Origin of the sequence: Paenibacillus sp. O199 (genome assembly GCF_001636635.1) — a bacterium.
GTDB classification, from domain to species: Bacteria; Bacillota; Bacilli; order Paenibacillales; family Paenibacillaceae; genus Paenibacillus; species Paenibacillus marchantiae.
The window spans coordinates 375,328-393,244 of sequence record NZ_LGRP01000002.1 but is presented as its reverse complement, the minus strand read 5'-3'; the positions used below and the strand labels follow the sequence as shown (position 1 = coordinate 393,244).

Sequence of the window (17,917 nt, the reverse complement as noted above, 5' to 3'; positions counted from 1 at the left end):
ATGGAATCCAGGCAACTTTGTTTCATTTCATATAAACCATGTTGAACATGGGAATGGGTTTTAGTCAGAAACGATTTTACCGCTCCCGTCCAATGATGTAATCCAACAGATGTCTTAGAAAAGAAATCGGCTTCGGCATTTCGTTCAGCGCATCGGTTGCGAGACAATAGTGCTCCCACATCTCTTTCTTCGCGCCATCTTCACCCAGAATGGATACAAAGGTTGAGCTGTTGTTCCGTACATCCTGACCTGCCGGCTTACCGAGTACCCGATGATCCCCTTCCAGGTCCAGCAGGTCATCCTTAATTTGAAAGGCGATACCCGCATGATACGCAAACTTCTTTAAGGAGGCAATCTCCATTTCCTTCACCTGAGCCAGAATGGCTGGCATCACAAGTGCAGCCTCGAAAGCAATACCTGTTTTGTAGAAACAGATCATGTTCAATTGTTCCAGGGTCAATGCTTTGCCTTTGGCATTCAGATCCATCGCCTGTCCCATACACATATCTTCTGCTTTTTCAGCGGAATATTGAATCAGGGTAAGCACGGTTGCGGCATCAAACTGATTGAGGGAAGATTGCTCGCCAATGGCTTTTTGAATGAGAAATAAACCTGTCAATTCTGCTGTTGCGCTGTTATGCACCTGATGTAAGGTAGAGCGCCCCCGCCTGGTCGAAGCATTATCCTGGGTCGGCAGATCATCAAAGATCAGTGAAGCCGTATGCATGTATTCCAGTGATCTTAGAAGAGGAATGATAGATGATTCATGCAGACCATATTCACGCACACCCATCACCCAGGTCAGGATCGGCCTTAGCCGTTTTCCATCTCCTTGTAAACTGTAATTCGCTGCATCAATAAGTGTGCCTTTCATCTCCGGAAGTCCACCCGGCTTGGATATCTGCAATTCAATATTGATCTGTTCACGAACCGTGCGAATCGTATCCAGAAAATCCTGTTTTTCCTGCTTGTCATTCTGCAATTGAAGGATGACCTGATCCCGCAGCAATTTATCCAGGAAATCCACATCATCGGCTTTTCGCACCATTTGCTGAATGAGGCGATTGAATTCAGGTTGTCCGGAGGCAAAGATGTTCATCACTTCGTTGTATTGTTCTTGACCCAAACGCTCTCTACAACGCTTAAGACCATTAATAGCCCGATCCAGTATGACCTCCTGGGTCTTCGCATCTGAATGGTACACCTCATGAATCAGATAAGAGATAACCGCCCAGTATAGTTCATACGGATTGATCAGATCGGGCCGCAGGTCACGATACTTCAGATAGTAAGTATAAGGAGTTACTGCCTCCTCCTCCATATCGTCAAACATATCAGCGAAATCGTCCGCGAGCTGATTATAAATGCCATAGTAGAATGTCCGCAGATCAAAACCTTCATCCGCAGATGCACTGAGCACGGAACGAACAATGAGTCTGGAGGATGAGGATTTAATAATGATTGGAATATAAAGTTCTTCATTAGAATAATTCGCGTTCGATAGTTTCTTGGCACGGTCTATTTCCTGAGATTGAAAGAATACATAGGATTGCTCGAAGAATGTGCGCTGCGTCTCAGGGCGCTGGTAGTTCTTGATATACTCGAACGCATCACGCAGCTCGGCATGAACATATTGAATGACTTTGAGATTGTCTCCCTTCCATTCGCCGATATCCGGCACAATCCCGGTGAGAAGCGCATTGCGAATTAAGAGAGAATACTGTTCCTTCTCTTGCGCAGTCAACGCCTGCGAATCAAGTAGGTCATCAATAAATGGATAGGTCAATCCGTAAGAATAACCGAGCCTAATCGCAGCGTCCAGCCTCTCGGAACGTTCTACCTGGGGAGTCTCATCATTCATATCATCGTTCACATGCAGAACAACACCAAGAATGATCTTGAGCAGCTTGCGCTGTGCCTGTTCTGCATCCAGTTCTTTGGGAATATTGGAAGCAACATTTTTCAATTTGCTGATGACCCAGATAACAGTTGTTTCCACGTTCTCCTTCTGGGCCCAGCGATACAAAGCGGCCAGACTGATATAATCCGGGCTTCCCTTGCGGTGGGTTGTATTTGAACGCATAAAATACGCTTTGGTATCCTGAGCGACACGCTGAATGCGTGCTTGGGTATCCAAGGAGTCCAGGGCTTTGCCCAGATCTCGCATATAAATGTAAGAAATACTGCGATCCAAGTAATCATCCAGTTTGCCTGTAACATTAAGCCAATGGATATATCTATGAGCATCCCGGGAATCCGGTTTTCTTTGACTTGGTGATAAAAAAGATAACCAGGAAAAAGGTTGAATATGTTTTTTTTGCCACAAGTGAATATCTTGCGTAAGTGCAGTGGTATACGTGTTATTCAGAAGTTGTTCATGAAGAGAAGTAAAATACTGAGCTGCCTTCTGCTCAGCCAACCGATATCCTGCATCAGCCTGATCTGTGAGTACGTTATTCATAGGATGGATACCTCAAGTTCTCATAATGTTAAACATGTATCCATGAAAGGAGTTTGAGGGTGCTCCATGGACGAAAACTGATGTGAATTCATGCAACAACAAATTCGCCAGCTCATGTTCATAACCTTTATACGGCATTCCATCCGTTTGGTTACGAAATCGTCATGGACGCTTCAATCCTATGTGGTTTTACAAAATCGAAGACCATACCTTCACTGCTGTAATGGCGATAAGAACCATCAGTCCATACCGAAGCAGTCTCACATTAATCATTGAACTCACTTTGGAACCGAGTGAAGCACCGAGCAGACTCCCGATAACCGTATAAATGATGGGCTCCAACGGAATGTCCCCACCCAGAATTTTTCCCACCACCCCACCAATGGCGGAGATGAACACAATCGCAAGCGAAGAAGCAATGGTCGTCCGGGTAGGGATCTTAAGCACGGTGAGCATGATCGGAATCAATATAAAAGCACCACCCGCACCGACAATTCCCGACACGATCCCTACGGCAAAAGCCGATCCCGCCGCAACATATGTGTTAAATGTCACCTGACCAGCCGAGCCTTCTGTTCCCTTACCGGGAATCAGCATAAGTACAATCGCGATAATGGCCAGAATGCCATAGATCAGATTGATGACTTCTCCATTCAGGTGACCGGATATGAAGCCGCCAATCAGGCTGCCGACCAGAATACTGGAGCCCATGTAAGCCACCAGACCTTTATGAATGAGAACTTCGCTCTTTTTCCCGTTCCCTGTTCTTCTAATGTAGGCAATCACACCAGCGAGCGAGGCAAAAAACACCTGAAACATGCTGATCGACGACACCTCATGTGCCGAGAATGGTTCCAGCCCCATGAGAGAAGGTACATACAACAACAGCGGGTAATTAATTATGGCTCCACCTATACCCAACAAACCGGAGAAGAAGGAACCGACCAGACCCAGTATAAACATGATGACAAAAAGCAGAGTATCCATCGGTTTTTCTTCCTTTCTTGCGGTGTAAAAAATGATGCAAAAAACAGTATACGCAGTTAAAATAATCGGCTATAATAAAAACCAAGTAAATTAATCCGAAATGAGTGATTAAGCATGTTTAACGTGTTGAAGACTCTTTTTGAAAATAAATGCCCGCAGTGCAACGAAAAATTACAAGTTCACAGTGATGCGTTATGCGCTACAAAAACATGCTCCCAATGTCACTACAAAGAAGAGAGCTATGGCTCTCTCGGTGTGCGTATTGTCTATGACACCACAAAATGATAAAAGACGCATGCCTGCTTATTGTATCATGATCTCTGAACTCCCGGGATGACTATATAGAATTATTTTCATAATAAATACTCTTCTTATATTGATTGCAAAAAAAACGGTGCAGAACGATTTATTCGTTCTGCACCGTTTTTTCTTTTATTTTTCAGAGACGGACTGCACTACCTTACTGCTCAAATCTTATTTTGTTTTGAAGCTGAGGAATCCATCATCTACCGCAACCGTTGTACCATTCACTGCACTGGCAGCGTCACTGAACAGGAAGGCTACAACACTCGCAACTTTCTCCGGTTGAATGAGCTCTCCGCGCATATGTTGGGTGGCAAGCGCATCCTTCATCGCTCTGTCATCACCCAAAATCGGTGTCTCAATAAAGCCTGGCGCTACACCAACCACACGAATGCCATGCTCGGCAAGTTCCAAAGCACCGGATTTGGACATCATCACGACAGCTGCCTTGGCTGCATTGTAGTTAAAGCTTCCCACCGCAGCAATACTTCCATAGATCGAAGCTGTATTTACGATGGTGCCTTGTACATTCAGTTCAACCATTTTTTTGGCGCCATAATACATGCCGTAATACACACTGTGTTGGTCAACATCGATTACTCTGTGATAGGATTCCGGGTCCATCTCCAGAAATGGCTTCACAAGTCCAATGCCCGCGTTGTTGAAAATACCGCTCAATGTTCCGTATTTCTCTACGGTCCAGTCGATCAGGGCTTTGATCTCGTCTCCTTTAGACACGTCCACTTTGTATGCTCCGGCTGTGCCACCACCTGCTTCAATCTCAGATGCAAGCTTTTTGGCACCCTCTTCGTTATAGTCTGCTACAACAATCGTTGCACCCAGATCCGAAAGCTGAAGCGCTGTTTCTTTACCAATACCACTCGCTCCGCCGGTGATAATGATTACTTTTCCATTTTGTTCAGACATAACGTAGGTCTCCTTTGATAAGAACATATTGTCATATCGTGCACACAAATCCATTACATAGTCTTGCTAGTGTGAAGCTAAATATTCATCTGACTCGGATGCAGGGTCAAATTTTTCCTTACTCATAAACCAAGCAGCCAATAGAGCAATAACGGCCGGAATGATGGCCCAGGCAAACGTATGAACGATGGATGAGGACAATGCTTCTGTAATCTTATCCAACATTGGCGCAGGAATATCAGCACGAGTGTCCGGTTTTAGGACTAAGCTAGGATCACTCAGATTCACGCCACCACCCTGCTCACTACCATTACTATTTCCAAAGAAGGAAACCAATTTACTCGCAAATACGTGACTCTGTACGATACCAAATACCGTAATTCCCAACGTCATACCGAGTTCCCTATTGAAGTTAAGGGTTGAGCTGGCAGAACCGCGCTGTCTTGCTGAGAAACCGTGAATGGCTGCATTGCTCAATACAGAGAACGAAGACCCAATGCCCAGACCAACCAGAATCATGAAAATGGTCACCATAAATCGGGAGGAATCCGTCGTTAACGTTGTCAGCAAGGCGATACCAATGACCAGCAGCGCAAGTGTGGGTAACATGATGGAGCGGTATCTGAGCTTGGTAAGCATGGCTCCTCCACCCGCAGCTGTTACAACTGATCCAAGCATCATCGGCAGCAGAACCAGACCGGAGTTGGTAGCTGATCCACCAAGTACGCCCTGAATATAAATGGGGATATAGATGGAAGCTGTAATAAAGGCTGCACCGCTAAATATAGCCATTAGATTGCTGGTGGAGTACAGCCGGTTTTTGAACATGCTGAATGTAATAATTGGTTCTGCCACACGCCGCTCTATGAACACAAATGCAGTTATCAGCACGGCGAACGAGGCAAACAAACCCACGATCATACTGGAATTCCAGGCATATTCCTTGCCTCCAAGTTCAAGTGCAAACATGAGACACACGATGGAAGCTACCAGTGTGAATGCGCCAAAATAGTCAATTTTCTGTTTGGAATGCTCTACGGATTCTTTATAGAAGAATGCAATCATGACAAAGGCGATCAGACCAAGTGGCAGGTTGATATAGAAAATCCAGGACCAATGAATGTAATCAGTGAGATAGGCTCCGAGAAGTGGTCCGAAAATACTGGATAAACCAAAGACTGCACCAAATAGTCCCCCCACTTTACCCCGTTTGTCTGCGGGAACGACATCGAACATAATGGTAAATGCGATCGGCATCAACGCTCCGCCGCCGATTCCTTGAATCGCACGATAAATGCTGAGCTGAATGATAGAATCCGCTGTCCCGCACAATGCAGAACCAATCATAAATACAATGATTCCAAAAATGAAAAATCGCTTGCGGCCATACATATCCGATAGTTTACCGAAGATCGGCATACCCGCCATCTCCGCAACCATATAGGCAGAGGTGACCCACATTAATTTATCAAATCCGCCAAGATCACCCACAATGGTACCAATTGCAGTGGCTACGATGGTGTTATCCATCGAAGCCATGAGAATGGCAAGCAGCAAGCCTGCAAGAATAACGCCTAATTTATTGCTTTTTACCATGATTATTTTTCCCCTTATCCATTCTGATTAAAGCCCCTCGGCTAATATACGCTTCAAAAATTGTCCTGTATGGGAGGCTCTGACCTCCGCCACCTGCTCCGGCGTGCCTTCGGCTACTAGCTCACCACCCGCTGCGCCACCTTCTGGGCCAATGTCAATAACCCAATCGGATTCCCGAATCAATTCCAGACTGTGCTCTACAACGACAACGGTATTCCCCGACTCAACCAGCTTATCCAGCAAAATATGGAGTTGCTTGATGTCTGACGGATGAAGGCCGGTTGTTGGCTCATCCAATAGATAGAGCGTGTGTTTTTTGGTCTTTTTACTCAGCTCTTTTGCCAGCCTGATCCGTTGACCCTCACCGCCTGACAATGTTTTGACGGATTGCCCCCATTGGAGATAACCAAGTCCAACTTCACACAACATCTCGACGAGATCGGCGATTTTGGTCTGACTTTTCAGGACAGGCAGACTTTCGGCTACTGACATATTCAGTACATCGGATATCGAGAATCCTTCGTATTGAACCTGTAACACCTCATCCATGAATCGTCTGCCCTTACAGTCATGACAAGTTACCTCCAGATCAGGCAGGAAGTTCATGTCCACAGACAACACTCCCAGGCCTTGACAGGTTTCACAGCGCCCTCCGGGTGTATTGAACGAGAAATGCTTCGCAGTAAGCTTTCGTGCCTTGGCATCTGGCAAACCAGCGAACAGTTGGCGCAGGTGCGTAAATACATCTGTGTAGGTGGCAACATTCGACCGTTGCATTCTGCCCATTGGCGTTTGGTCAAAAATAACGATATCACCTACGTTCTCCAACCCTGTTATCTCTTCACAACCTGATGGTTTCTGAAGTGATTCCATTCCCTGTGCGAGGATATCAAATACAAGCGTAGATTTGCCGGACCCTGAAACACCCGTTACGGAGATCAGCGTGCCTAATGGAAAAGATACAACCGGAATATCAATGTTGCGCAAATGCGCTCCCCGAATGGCAAGATGCTGCCCCGTACCTGTTCTTCGGTTATAAGAAGGAATAGCCACAGATTCATTTCTCAGATAAGCTCCCGTAACCGAAAGCTCACTTGCCATTAAATCCTCCAGGCTCCCTTCACCAACAACCATCCCTCCATTGACTCCAGCACCAGGTCCAATGTCGATCACATGATCAGCAGCACGCATCATCTCAATATCGTGTTCAATGACGAGGATCGTATTGCCCAGATCACGAAGCTCCTGAAGTACGCGAATCAGGCCAATGGTATCTTTCGGATGAAGCCCTGTCGTCGGTTCGTCCAGAATATACAATACGCCCGTTAAACCAGAGCCTAGAAGCGATGCAAGTCGTAATCGCTGAGCTTCACCACCAGATAAAGTTACGGTCTGACGATCCATGGAGAGATAGCCAAGTCCAACATCCATAATGCGTTTCAACTTGGTGGGCAGATCATGAAGGATTGGATCAAGCAGGTGATGTGCCTCGGGTGAGATCACTTCTTGTAGGCCTACCGTCCATTCCAGCACTTTACTGAATGACCAGTTGGTTACGTCGGAGATGGATGCGCCAGCTACGCTTACCAAAAGAATTTCTTTTTTCAAACGAGCACCCTGACATTCAGGACACTGCTGTTGATGAAAAAAACGTCCGTCTTTTTCCGTTCCGCCACCTTCTCCTTCCTTTTCTTTATATCGTCTCCACAATCCGGGGATCACACCTTCGAACTTGGTTCCCTGAATGGGCTTGATATTAGGGTAATGCTGCTTAAACGCTTCGCTCTCGACGCCGTAGTACAGCAAATCGCGCTCGATTTCACCAAGGTCCTTCAATGGACGATCCGGATCGAATCCGAATCCAAAATGCTGTCCAGCTGCAACCAGAATTCGGATCTGGATATCCCGATGCACACCATTTAACGAAGCAACACCTCCATCCCGCACACTAAGCTCAGGATTGAATACAGCCGCTTCGTTGATTGATGCCACATGACCAAGCCCACTACATACATCACAAGCACCCTCCGGTTTGTTGAACGAAAAGTGTGACATGCCCAACTTCTCAAGCACGGCATTGCAATGTGGACAATGTATAGTCTGATGACCCATGTATTCGTCTTCCTCGGTTAAATGACCAGCCGCTTCCCACGATGGTGATATGGTGCCATTACAGGATGGACATATACGCTCCCCAAGTCTGGAAAAAATGAAACGAACGTAAGTGTAAATGTCTGTCACTGTTCCTACTGTTGAGCGTGGATTCCGATTAGTAATGTGCTGTCCTACGCTGATGGATGGAGAAAGACCTGTGATGGACTCCACTTTCGGTTTGCTGATCGAATCCGATGTTAATCCCATCGATTCCATGTATTGTCTCTGGCATTCTCGCTGAAGGGTATCCATTGCCAGCGTGGATTTGCCGGAGCCGGACGGTCCCGTTAGAACAACCAACTTATACTTCGGAATCGAAAGTGAAATATTCTTCAGGTTGTTCTCCCGTGCTCCTTTAATCATCATTGTTTCTCTCAAAATCGATCGTCCCCTTTGCAAATAAGTACAGAGTTCGTTAAAATAAGTTAAAATTAATCATACGTTAATCTAGTATCTCCAAAATTTATTATCTCGTTAATCTAATATCTCGATAATCAAGATATATGTCATCTTAAGAGGAGGGTTATCTTTTGTCAAGAGAACATCAACAACAACCTACCGAATTACAGGAGAATTTTACGTTGCGAATGCGGAGCCTGGGTACCCGAACCGTTTTATATCAGCAGCATGTGGCTGCCTCTTTGGGCTTGTACAATAACGATTTCATATCCGTGGATATCCTGCGCGAGAAAGGTCCAATCACTGCAGGTGAACTGTCAAAACTTACCGGTCTGGCCACCGGAAGTGTTACGACATTAATTGACAGGCTTGAGAAGAACGGCTTTGTCCGTCGAGAAAATGACCCCAATGACCGCCGTAAAGTCATCATTGTGCCTTTGTACGAAAACAAGGAAGAGGTCAGCAGCACCTACCTCACCCTTCATGCAGCTATGGTTAATCTGGCTTCCACATACACAGAGGAAGAGCTGGAGCTTATTACAGGGTTCCTGAGTAAAGCAGGAAATGTTCTGGATGGACAGATTGAAGATCTAAGCTCCAAAATTCGTGGCAAATCATCATCGTGATCCATGTTTATATTTTGTAAAAAATATGAGTTATATTAGAAAAACAAAAAGGACGATATCCGCAAGTGATCAAAATCACTCCGGTATATCGTCCTTTTTGGGGATGAAGCCGCTTTATACTCAAGGCATTTCCTGGTTTAAATCTTAATTGGCCTCGATTCCAAGACCGCTTAACGGATCTTTTAAACCATTAATATTGGTGATCAATTCAGGAATACCTGTCTTCTCCCAGTTTTCTGCCGTAAAACCCTGCGCTGCAAGCGTGTTCTCAAATTGATCTACAACTTCGGTTAATTGATTGTTGTAACTGACCAGATTTTCATGAATGCTTTCCCCTATCGCTGGTGCTGTCAGCTGAGAAAATTCGTCGGCTTCCGCCTGAATCTGATCTATTTTCTCCTGTACCTGAGTTGTTATTTCAGGGTTACTCACCGCTCCTGATGCGAGTTCCTGCAGATCGGCTCCGGCGTTCGATACTTGCTCTATATAATCAGTAGCCCCACTAACGTAATTCAAACTTTGATTCGCTTGTTCTACAACGGAACAGGCCGATATCATAAGAATACTTGACGCAATGAGGCCTGCCATCATCATTGTGTGCTTTCTTTTCCGTTTAATCATGACCATCTCCCCTTCTTCATATTGAAGTGTTTCTTCCAGATTTATGATAACTGCTCCGTATGCTTCATTGCAAATGGGTCTACATTCAGCGTTATTAACATGTATAATAAAGGAATCATACGGTAAAGGGATGTCATGAATATGCTTCAGGCCTTAAATGTACGCTTGAACCGCATCATGCCACTGATTACTCCAATCAGCATTATTATTGGCGTTCTTTGCGGGAGTCTTCTTTCTTCTTATACCTTTTTGTCGCCATGGCTTTTTGCGTTCATGACGTTTGCGGGAAGCATCAGTCTCGGGATACGGGATTTTGTGAACGTGCTGAAGAAGCCTTTTCCACTGTTCGTTTGTCTGTTTATTCTGCATCTGGCGATGCCTCTGATTGCTCTTGGCATGGGTCACCTGGTCTTCCCAACGGATGCCTACACGATAACGGGCCTTGTTCTGGCTGCAGTTATTCCGACAGGTGTGAGCAGCTTTATCTGGGTCAGTATCTATCGGGGCAATATCGCTCTGACGCTGTCGATTATCCTGATTGACACCATGCTTGCTCCTTTCGTGGTACCCGGCGTATTATCCTTGCTGATTGGCACTAGCGTATCGTTGGATATAGCAGCCATGATGAGCAGTCTGTTCTGGATGATCGTTGTTCCCTCCTTGCTCGGGATGCTTTTGAATGAATGGACCAAAGGGGCCATTGTTCCGGTCTGGGGGCCAAGACTGAATCCGTTCTCCAAATTGTTCATGGCAGCGGTTGTCGCGATTAATGGCTCTGTTGTTGCGCCCTATTTAGCTGACTTTAACTGGCAGCTCGCTGGTCTAGCAGCCATCATTATTTTTCTGGCCTCATTTGGCTATGCTCTAAGTTACTTCGTTGCCCGATTACTCGGTTGGAATGAAGCCGATCAAGTCGCACTTGTATTCAACGGAGGCATGCGCAATATTAGTGCGGGAGCGGTGCTTGCCGTATCGTATTTCCCTCCACCGGTTGCCGTCCCGGTTGTACTCGGCATGGTATTCCAGCAGATGTTGGCCTCGCTTGCAGGATATCTGCTTGGCCGCCGCTCGCAGACTCTTCACAATGCTGATAAGACGTCCGCAGCCTAGTACAAAATAAACAAATCAAAAACGCCGACAGTATTGTCGGCGTTTTTTTGATTAAACTTTATCAAGCTACGTATTCATAAACCTAGTAATCCGAGAGCGAAATTCCAGCTCCAATGATAAGTACGAACACAAGAATATACACAACAATCCCGATTGCTGCCCACAGCAATGCTGCTTTGGCATAATTGGCTTTCGAAGGATTCGAATCTCCAAATGCCCATACAAACAACATAATAATGTTTACAAGCGGAATCATCATAAGGAACAACGTGAGCATCCAACTACCGAAACTTACTGGCTGTGGTCCTGGCTTATGTACTCTTTGACTAGCAACTTCTGACATAATATTTCTTCCTCCTTTCTCCTTCATTTCAATTGCTACCTGCTAAGACAATCTACTTCTACTTTATAAATAAAAGTTTGCCGTTAATAAAAATACCGGAAATATCATGAATTTACAATGTAATATTTACCATATTAGTTTCAGCATAAAATTTTTATAATATATCCTGATTCTGTATAACACAAAGGACCTGCAATAAGTGACACTTATGATTAAAGTGCCTACCCTGCAGATCCCCATTCACTCTATTTCTCTTTTCCTCACACTAATTCACAAAGTATCACAACGATTTCAAAAAGCCCACGATTCTGGAGGCAATTCTTTCATGTCCAGCCTGGTTGGGATGGAGCCCATCCGGTACACCATTATCACCTGTAAAATATAATTCTTTGTGGATTGGCAATAATGGCTGGATTCCAGCAATGTTCCACAGATCACAGACCGGGATGGAGTACAACGACGCGACCTCTCTAATCGCAGCGACATAGTCACTGTATATCCGTCTGGTTACCGTATTGGGCAGGTCTTCTGGGACAGCTTCACTTGATCCATGGGGCGGAGTTAGAAACACGATCAGCTTGGTTGGATAGCGCTGGATCAACTCTTCTGCTATATGTTTAAGCGCCCCATAAAAGGTATCCTTCGAATTGGGCGAAGTGCTGATATCGCCAAATGCAGTCATACCACTGGAGAAGTCATTTCTTCCGCCCATGAAAAAGATAACATCCGCTTCCGCGTGCATCTGCCCAATGCGATTACACATCGGTTCAAACCCTCCGTCCGCCACACTGCTTCCGGAAATGCCATGATTCTCATGGGATTGAAATCCCAATGCGCTGCAAACCAGCTCCGGATACGGATGTTCCCCTTCCTGAAGTCCATATCCGAAAGTTATGCTGTCTCCCAGAAAAACAGCCTTTTGCCCTTCATAGGATGATGATTGTGACGACATGAGCAGATCCCTTCTTCCCTTGTAACAGATATGTATAGTAACGATGTCATCCAAATACCGAAGCAAAACGGCCTTTCCAGCCTTTCATCGTTCGCTACACTATTGTAACAAAAGTTTTCGTGCCACACGATACCGAGACAATCTTAATAGAGAAGAAGATCAGCATCTATCGCTCTACGTTCCAGGCATTCTCCACTAAAATATTACCTTGTTACATCACGCACGGTGCTGTTCCTCGCCTGGATGATGTCTCCAGTGGAAGCCATTGGTGTATCACCTGCTACGGTATGCGCCAGCATTCCGGCTGTTGCAGCAAAAGAGATTGTCTCCGCTGGCATCCACCTCTCCAGTTCACCATACATGATGCCGCTCGCAAACGCATCGCCCGCGCCGATCCGGTCATAAACAGAAAAGGTCAGCGGCTCGGAATAAGCGAACACCCCTTCCTTGAACATATAGCCCTGTAGGCAGTGTCGGTTATCGCTGTATATGGTACGATGCGTTCCAGCAAGGGTACGCACGCCATACCGTTCGGCAACCAGGGGAATGAGCTCAGTCAGTTGCTCTTCCCTTTGTACTTTGTCCGTATTTAACCCCAGAATATGAAGAGCATCCCGCTCATTCATCAGGACGATATCTGACAAATGCAACATTTCCTCATAATGCGGCTTCGCCATGGCATAACCCTGATCCCCCCATAAAGCAGGACGATAATTACAATCAAAAACAACTGTGCCGCCTTGTTCTTTGACCGCCTGTGCCAATTGTTTCATCGCCAGTCTCACCGAATCATTCATCGCCAGCGTGATTCCGCAGAAATGAATAGCGTCCATGCCTGATGCAACTGCCGCAAAGGGATACGTGCCTTCAGGCGCAATATTAAAGCTGCTCTCCAGCCGGTTAGAGTAAGTCACCCGCCCAGGTCTGGCCCCATAACCATTCTCCAGAAAGTACATCCCGATATACTGCCCTCCGCGAAGCACATACTCGGTGCTCAGGCCCAGTCCGCGCAAGTAGGATTCGGCGGCATCACCCAAGGGATTGACTGGAAGCCTCGACACCAGCAGGCCTGCATATCCGTAACGTGTCATCGCCGATACTACATTGACCCCACTGCCCGAAAAGGAGTATTTCAGCCGATTACTCTGAATCAACAGATCATGTCCCGGAACTTCAAGTCGCATCATGACTTCGCCAAAAGCCCCTACGCGTTTAACCATACTTCTTCGCCAGCGTCTTCATTGATGCATATAACGACTGCACATCACTTACAATGGTCAGACCCTCCTGATCAATAATGGAGGAATACACATGTGGAATAACTTGCGGAACCCCCGCCTCCAGTGCGATTTCGAGAATCGCTTCAAAATTATCCATATCGATGCCACCGGTAGGCTCCAAAGCAAAGTCCGCTTCTGCACATGCTTTCGCTACCGCTCGCAGTTCATCTTCCCTTTTTAGCCCCTGCATCGGGAAATACTTCAGTGCATTGCCACCCATATCCCGCACCAATGCAATGGCCGCGTGTACAGGCACCACGGCAAGCTCGGATTGGGCAGCACTCACTGGACCCGTCGAAATATTGACAAAGCCCGGCTGACCAGTCGGGGAGACGAGGCTGTTAATCCAGCTGTCCCGGTCTCCGAGATTCGCTCGGGTAGCGCCAACTGCCGGAAATACCTGATTGATATGACTGCCCGGAAAATGCTTTACGATTTCGGCGACGACAGCAGCCTGTCGATTGTCTCCGGCACCTAGTCCAATTGAAACGGCATTGTCAATTTCCCGCCCATAGGCTTCCATCGCTTCCACCGCTTCAGCCACAGTGGCATAATCCTTGGAAAGAACGCCGACAAGAACATGGCCCTCAGCCGCATCAAAAACCTCTTTTGCATTCGTAATGTCCTTGGCGAGCACATTCAAAGCCACCCGATTGTTATAAAATCGTTTTGCAATCTCAGACATTTCCTTCTCCTCCTGTCAATTGTCGAATTCGATCTTCAATGACCCGCATGTCATCCCCCATCAACGGACGGGGATCGATATCGAAATAACCTTGCCTTACGCCATAATCACGAGTATAAATGGCGATAGGACCGCCTCTCAGCTCCTCATTAAGCTGTTTGGCACTGATCCCCGCCTTCGCTTCGTCGACCTGGATGCGCCCCCTGTAAATCGCTCGGCCCGCTTCGTCCTGGACAATCGATACCTGAATCCCGGCTATCTGATTGAGTGACATTAACTCCTGCAAGGAAGCCTTTTCCTGCTCACTATGGTCAGCTTTGACTGCATATTCATCCAAAGCCTGAAGCAGGCCAAACGTAGTTTCTTTACCAACTTTCATGCTGCGCCCAATCCCGTGAAGCTGAACCTTCAACCATTCGATATAGGTTCGTTTACCTGCCACAATGCCGGAAGTTGGGCCTTCAATGGCCTTGGAGCCGCTGTATATGGCTAAATCCGAATACTTCACATATTTGTGCAGGTCCTCTTCCGCAGCCGCATCGACAATGAGGGGTACCTCACACTTCTGGGCAACCTGCCAGGCTTCCTCTATGGAAATCATGTTTTTCTGTACCGCATGATGGGATTTGACGTATAGGATCGCAGCCGTTTTGTCTGAAACCGCATCCGTAATATGCTCCGCCCGACCTTCATTGGCATATCCGGCTTCGATCAGCTTCCCACCACCAAGGTAAACCATCGTCTCCACGGGTGCTCCGTATTGTACATTGTGGCCTTTCAGCATAACAATCTCATTGTTCGAAATGACTTCCTGATGTAGCTTCAAACTTGCGTGGCGGTTGCCCTTTGTTACCATGGCAGCTACGGCGAGCGCGATGCCACTAGAAGCGGAATTGACAACAACGGCCGCTTCGGCACCGATTAGACGGGATACATAGTCCCCTGATTTGTCTACAAGATCTGCGATCTCCACATAACTCTGCCCGCCTTGCTTCATGGCATCCATGACTGTGTCCGTCGGTGCAGATACGCCGAGGATACTCATCCGCCCGCTGGCGTTGATAACACGTTTCAGTCCATATTTAACATTCAATGAATTGGTCACCCACAATCACTCCTTTTACTTCAATTTGACGGCTGCCTATCTTATTTACTCCCTCGGAGTCCACAAGCGTTACAGGCTTGTCTACTACTTGGAAAAGAGTCAAATTGGCTTCATCACCTGCTTGAATCCTCCCCAGCTGCGGTCTGCCCAGCCACTCTGCTGCCCGTACGGTCACCCGATCTATCGTCTCGTTCAACGAGTAGCCAAGGGCCAGAAACTTACTTAACAGATTAGCCATGCTGTAGACCGGACCGTTCAGACGATTGCCCCTGTAAATATCCGTACTGATCGTATCCGGGTCAATGCCATGCTTCTTGGCAGCTTCTGCAACCTGAAATGAAAAACTCGCAGTCCCATGTCCCACATCCAAATGCACACCGCGCTTGATGGCATCGTTCAATACATCCAGCGGCGCGCCTCTATCATCGAACAAATTATTGTTTTTTCCATTCAAATAGTGAGTGACCACATCACCACCCTGTAAGAGCGGCATGACCTCACGAATATCAGGTGGGGCTGATCCAATGTGAACCATAAGCGGCAGGCCTGTTTCCTGCGAAAACTCTCTTGCCAAATACAGCGGCCGCAGTCCGCTTTTGCCAACCACACTCCCACTGATTCTTGCTTTTAATCCCACGATAAATTCAGAATATGCCCGGGTAGCCTGTAACAGCTTGTCCCGATCAATCCAGTCCAGATTCGACAATTCGTCAGTACGCAGTAAGCCGAGGCAAGATATGTTCAAAAAGGCAAACACCCGTGTAGCCGCCTTATGAGTGCTTATCGCCAGATCGCTAATTCGATCAGCACCGCAGCTGCCTGCGTCCACAATCGTAGTAACGCCCTGTTTTACACCGATTTCATCAATGTCGTCCCCGTAAGGATCAAACTCTGGAAAAGCATGCACATGCATGTCGATCCATCCGCTGGATATGTAAGCTCCAGGCGATTCCCATATCCGATCTCCGGTTGCCGTTCCACCAGGAGCGAATTTCACAATCCTGCCTTCATTGATAACCACATCCACCTCTTCACCACTTGTAAGACGGACTCGACGCAATACCAGCTGACCGTCCATCACAATCCCCTTCCTGTTCTGGAATATTGGATTCACGTGTTCCTGCTTCATATGTATTGATATGAAAATACCCCTCTGTTCAACAAAAATAAATTCATCTTCCCAGATGCTCATACTCTTGTCTACTAAAAGGGGTAGCCTGTCAGTAATATTCTATTACTTCTATTCCTATTTCCACAATGCCTGTTTATTTCGGCTGAATATATCCTTCAGCTTTGAGCAATTCAGCGATCAGAACAGCACCGCCTGCTGCTCCGCGCAGCGTGTTGTGAGACAGTCCTACAAACTTGTAATCATATAGGGAGTCTTCGCGCAGTCTGCCCGTTGAAACGCCCATACCGCGCTCGATGTCACGATCCAGCTTCGTTTGTGGTCTGTTCTCTTCTTCAAAATACGTAATGAACTGTTTCGGTGCGCTTGGCAGACCCAGTTCTTGCGGACGACCTTTGAATTGCAGCCAACGGTCCAGAATTTCTTCTTTGGATGGTTTTTTCTCAAAGGATACAAATACTGTCGCCAGGTGACCATCTGTTACCGGAACACGAATACATTGTGTTGTAATTAATGGTGAGGACGCTTTTACAATCTCATTATTTTGAATGCTTCCCCAGATGCGCAGCGGCTCCTGTTCACTTTTCTCTTCCTCGCCACCGATGTATGGAATCACGTTATCCAGCATTTCCGGCCAGTCGGTAAAGTTTTTACCTGCGCCTGAGATCGCTTGGTATGTGGAAGCCACCACTTGAGTTGGATTGAACTCGCGCAACGCGTGAAGTGCAGGTACATAGCTCTGAATCGAGCAGTTTGGTTTAACTGCGATGAATCCGGTTTTCGTTCCGAGACGTTTGCGTTGAGCTTCAATCACGTCCAGATGTCCTGGGTTAATTTCCGGAATAACCATGGGTACATCCGCTGTCCAGCGGTGAGCCGAGTTGTTGGAAACAACCGGAGTTCCCGTTTTGGCATAAGCCTCTTCGAGCGCTTGAATTTCATTCTTTTTCATATCTACAGCACAGAATATAAAATCAACCTGGCTTGCAAAAGCTTCCACTTGGGAAGCATCCTGCACAACGATGTTTTTCACTGCTTCCGGGATCGCAGCAGCGAGCTTCCATCTGCCTTGTACGGATTCTTCGTATGTTTTGCCTGCCGAGTTAGCACTTGCTGAAATAGCCGTTACTTCAAACCATGGGTGTTCATTGAGCAGATCCACAAAACGCTGACCTACCATCCCCGTTCCTCCGACGATACCGACTTTCAATTTTGCTGACATAAAATCATCATTTCCTT

Annotated in this window: 15 protein-coding genes; 2 read left to right on the top strand and 13 right to left on the bottom strand. The window is 46.7% G+C overall.

Going from position 1 to position 17,917, the window contains the following annotated elements; genetic code table 11:
• Positions 1-76 precede the first annotated feature (76 nt).
• The 5 genes from A6049_RS04945 to uvrA all read right to left on the bottom strand — a co-directional run bounded on the left by A6049_RS04945 (position 77) and on the right by uvrA (position 8,806).
• The gene (locus A6049_RS04945) at positions 77-2,461 is read right to left on the bottom strand and encodes a polyprenyl synthetase family protein (protein ID WP_063563538.1); all 2,385 of its coding nucleotides are present in this window, start codon (positions 2,459-2,461) and stop codon (positions 77-79) included.
• Between the two features lie 189 nt (positions 2,462-2,650).
• Positions 2,651-3,448, bottom strand: a complete 798-nt coding sequence (locus A6049_RS04940; protein WP_063563537.1) for a sulfite exporter TauE/SafE family protein — start codon at positions 3,446-3,448, stop codon at positions 2,651-2,653.
• Positions 3,449-3,922: 474 nt separating this feature from the next.
• Entirely contained in the window at positions 3,923-4,678 is a 756-nt protein-coding gene (locus A6049_RS04935) for an SDR family NAD(P)-dependent oxidoreductase (protein ID WP_063563536.1), read from the bottom strand.
• Between the two features lie 66 nt (positions 4,679-4,744).
• Positions 4,745-6,274, bottom strand: a complete 1,530-nt coding sequence (locus tag A6049_RS04930; RefSeq protein WP_063563535.1) for an MDR family MFS transporter — start codon at positions 6,272-6,274, stop codon at positions 4,745-4,747.
• A 27-nt stretch (positions 6,275-6,301) separates the two neighbouring features.
• Positions 6,302-8,806, bottom strand: a complete 2,505-nt coding sequence (gene uvrA, locus A6049_RS04925; RefSeq protein WP_063563534.1) for an excinuclease ABC subunit UvrA — start codon at positions 8,804-8,806, stop codon at positions 6,302-6,304.
• Positions 8,807-9,015: 209 nt separating this feature from the next.
• Between uvrA and A6049_RS04920 the strand changes: the two genes are divergently transcribed.
• A complete protein-coding gene (locus A6049_RS04920) occupies positions 9,016-9,453 on the top strand; it encodes a MarR family winged helix-turn-helix transcriptional regulator (RefSeq protein ID WP_170867822.1) in 438 nt (145 codons plus the stop codon).
• Positions 9,454-9,597: 144 nt separating this feature from the next.
• Here the strand turns inward: A6049_RS04920 and A6049_RS04915 are convergent, their stop codons facing one another.
• Complete coding sequence (locus tag A6049_RS04915) at positions 9,598-10,074, bottom strand: DUF6376 family protein (protein ID WP_063563532.1); 477 nt, start codon at positions 10,072-10,074, stop codon at positions 9,598-9,600.
• Positions 10,075-10,215: 141 nt separating this feature from the next.
• Between A6049_RS04915 and A6049_RS04910 the strand changes: the two genes are divergently transcribed.
• Positions 10,216-11,184, top strand: coding sequence for a bile acid:sodium symporter family protein (locus A6049_RS04910; protein ID WP_063563531.1), 969 nt, complete (start codon positions 10,216-10,218; stop codon positions 11,182-11,184).
• Positions 11,185-11,266: 82 nt separating this feature from the next.
• Here A6049_RS04910 and A6049_RS04905 read toward each other — a convergent pair whose 3' ends face one another.
• From A6049_RS04905 to asd, 7 genes are all read right to left on the bottom strand, one after another.
• Complete coding sequence (locus tag A6049_RS04905) at positions 11,267-11,527, bottom strand: hypothetical protein (RefSeq protein WP_240321307.1); 261 nt, start codon at positions 11,525-11,527, stop codon at positions 11,267-11,269.
• Between the two features lie 280 nt (positions 11,528-11,807).
• Entirely contained in the window at positions 11,808-12,479 is a 672-nt protein-coding gene (locus A6049_RS04900; protein ID WP_063563530.1) for an SGNH/GDSL hydrolase family protein, read from the bottom strand.
• 203 nt (positions 12,480-12,682) lie between these two features.
• Complete coding sequence (locus A6049_RS04895) at positions 12,683-13,699, bottom strand: sugar kinase (RefSeq protein ID WP_063563529.1); 1,017 nt, start codon at positions 13,697-13,699, stop codon at positions 12,683-12,685.
• Positions 13,692-14,444, bottom strand: a complete 753-nt coding sequence (gene dagF / locus A6049_RS04890; protein ID WP_063563528.1) for a 2-dehydro-3-deoxy-phosphogluconate aldolase — start codon at positions 14,442-14,444, stop codon at positions 13,692-13,694. Before dagF ends, A6049_RS04895 begins: the two co-directional genes overlap by 8 nt.
• Positions 14,437-15,549, bottom strand: a complete 1,113-nt coding sequence (locus A6049_RS04885) for a DgaE family pyridoxal phosphate-dependent ammonia lyase (RefSeq protein WP_095205967.1) — start codon at positions 15,547-15,549, stop codon at positions 14,437-14,439. Before A6049_RS04885 ends, dagF begins: the two co-directional genes overlap by 8 nt.
• The gene (locus A6049_RS04880; protein WP_063563629.1) at positions 15,527-16,627 is read right to left on the bottom strand and encodes an amidohydrolase/deacetylase family metallohydrolase; all 1,101 of its coding nucleotides are present in this window, start codon (positions 16,625-16,627) and stop codon (positions 15,527-15,529) included. The genes A6049_RS04885 and A6049_RS04880 overlap by 23 nt, the downstream gene beginning before the upstream one ends.
• A 187-nt stretch (positions 16,628-16,814) precedes the next feature.
• Entirely contained in the window at positions 16,815-17,900 is a 1,086-nt protein-coding gene (gene asd / locus A6049_RS04875; RefSeq protein WP_063563527.1) for an aspartate-semialdehyde dehydrogenase, read from the bottom strand.
• Between the last annotated feature and the right edge of the window lie 17 nt (positions 17,901-17,917).

Coding starts and splice junctions, on each gene's coding strand:
- A6049_RS04915 (WP_063563532.1), bottom strand. CDS start 10,074: ATGATTAAACGGAAAAGAAAGCACACAATGATGATGGCAGGCCTCATT.
- A6049_RS04930 (WP_063563535.1), bottom strand. CDS start 6,274: ATGGTAAAAAGCAATAAATTAGGCGTTATTCTTGCAGGCTTGCTGCTT.
- A6049_RS04935 (WP_063563536.1), bottom strand. CDS start 4,678: ATGTCTGAACAAAATGGAAAAGTAATCATTATCACCGGCGGAGCGAGT.
- A6049_RS04920 (WP_170867822.1), top strand. CDS start 9,016: ATGCGGAGCCTGGGTACCCGAACCGTTTTATATCAGCAGCATGTGGCT.
- A6049_RS04895 (WP_063563529.1), bottom strand. CDS start 13,699: ATGGTTAAACGCGTAGGGGCTTTTGGCGAAGTCATGATGCGACTTGAA.
- A6049_RS04945 (WP_063563538.1), bottom strand. CDS start 2,461: ATGAATAACGTACTCACAGATCAGGCTGATGCAGGATATCGGTTGGCT.
- A6049_RS04910 (WP_063563531.1), top strand. CDS start 10,216: ATGCTTCAGGCCTTAAATGTACGCTTGAACCGCATCATGCCACTGATT.
- A6049_RS04905 (WP_240321307.1), bottom strand. CDS start 11,527: ATGTCAGAAGTTGCTAGTCAAAGAGTACATAAGCCAGGACCACAGCCA.
- asd (WP_063563527.1), bottom strand. CDS start 17,900: ATGTCAGCAAAATTGAAAGTCGGTATCGTCGGAGGAACGGGGATGGTA.
- A6049_RS04940 (WP_063563537.1), bottom strand. CDS start 3,448: ATGGATACTCTGCTTTTTGTCATCATGTTTATACTGGGTCTGGTCGGT.
- A6049_RS04880 (WP_063563629.1), bottom strand. CDS start 16,627: ATGGACGGTCAGCTGGTATTGCGTCGAGTCCGTCTTACAAGTGGTGAA.
- dagF (WP_063563528.1), bottom strand. CDS start 14,444: ATGTCTGAGATTGCAAAACGATTTTATAACAATCGGGTGGCTTTGAAT.
- A6049_RS04900 (WP_063563530.1), bottom strand. CDS start 12,479: ATGTCGTCACAATCATCATCCTATGAAGGGCAAAAGGCTGTTTTTCTG.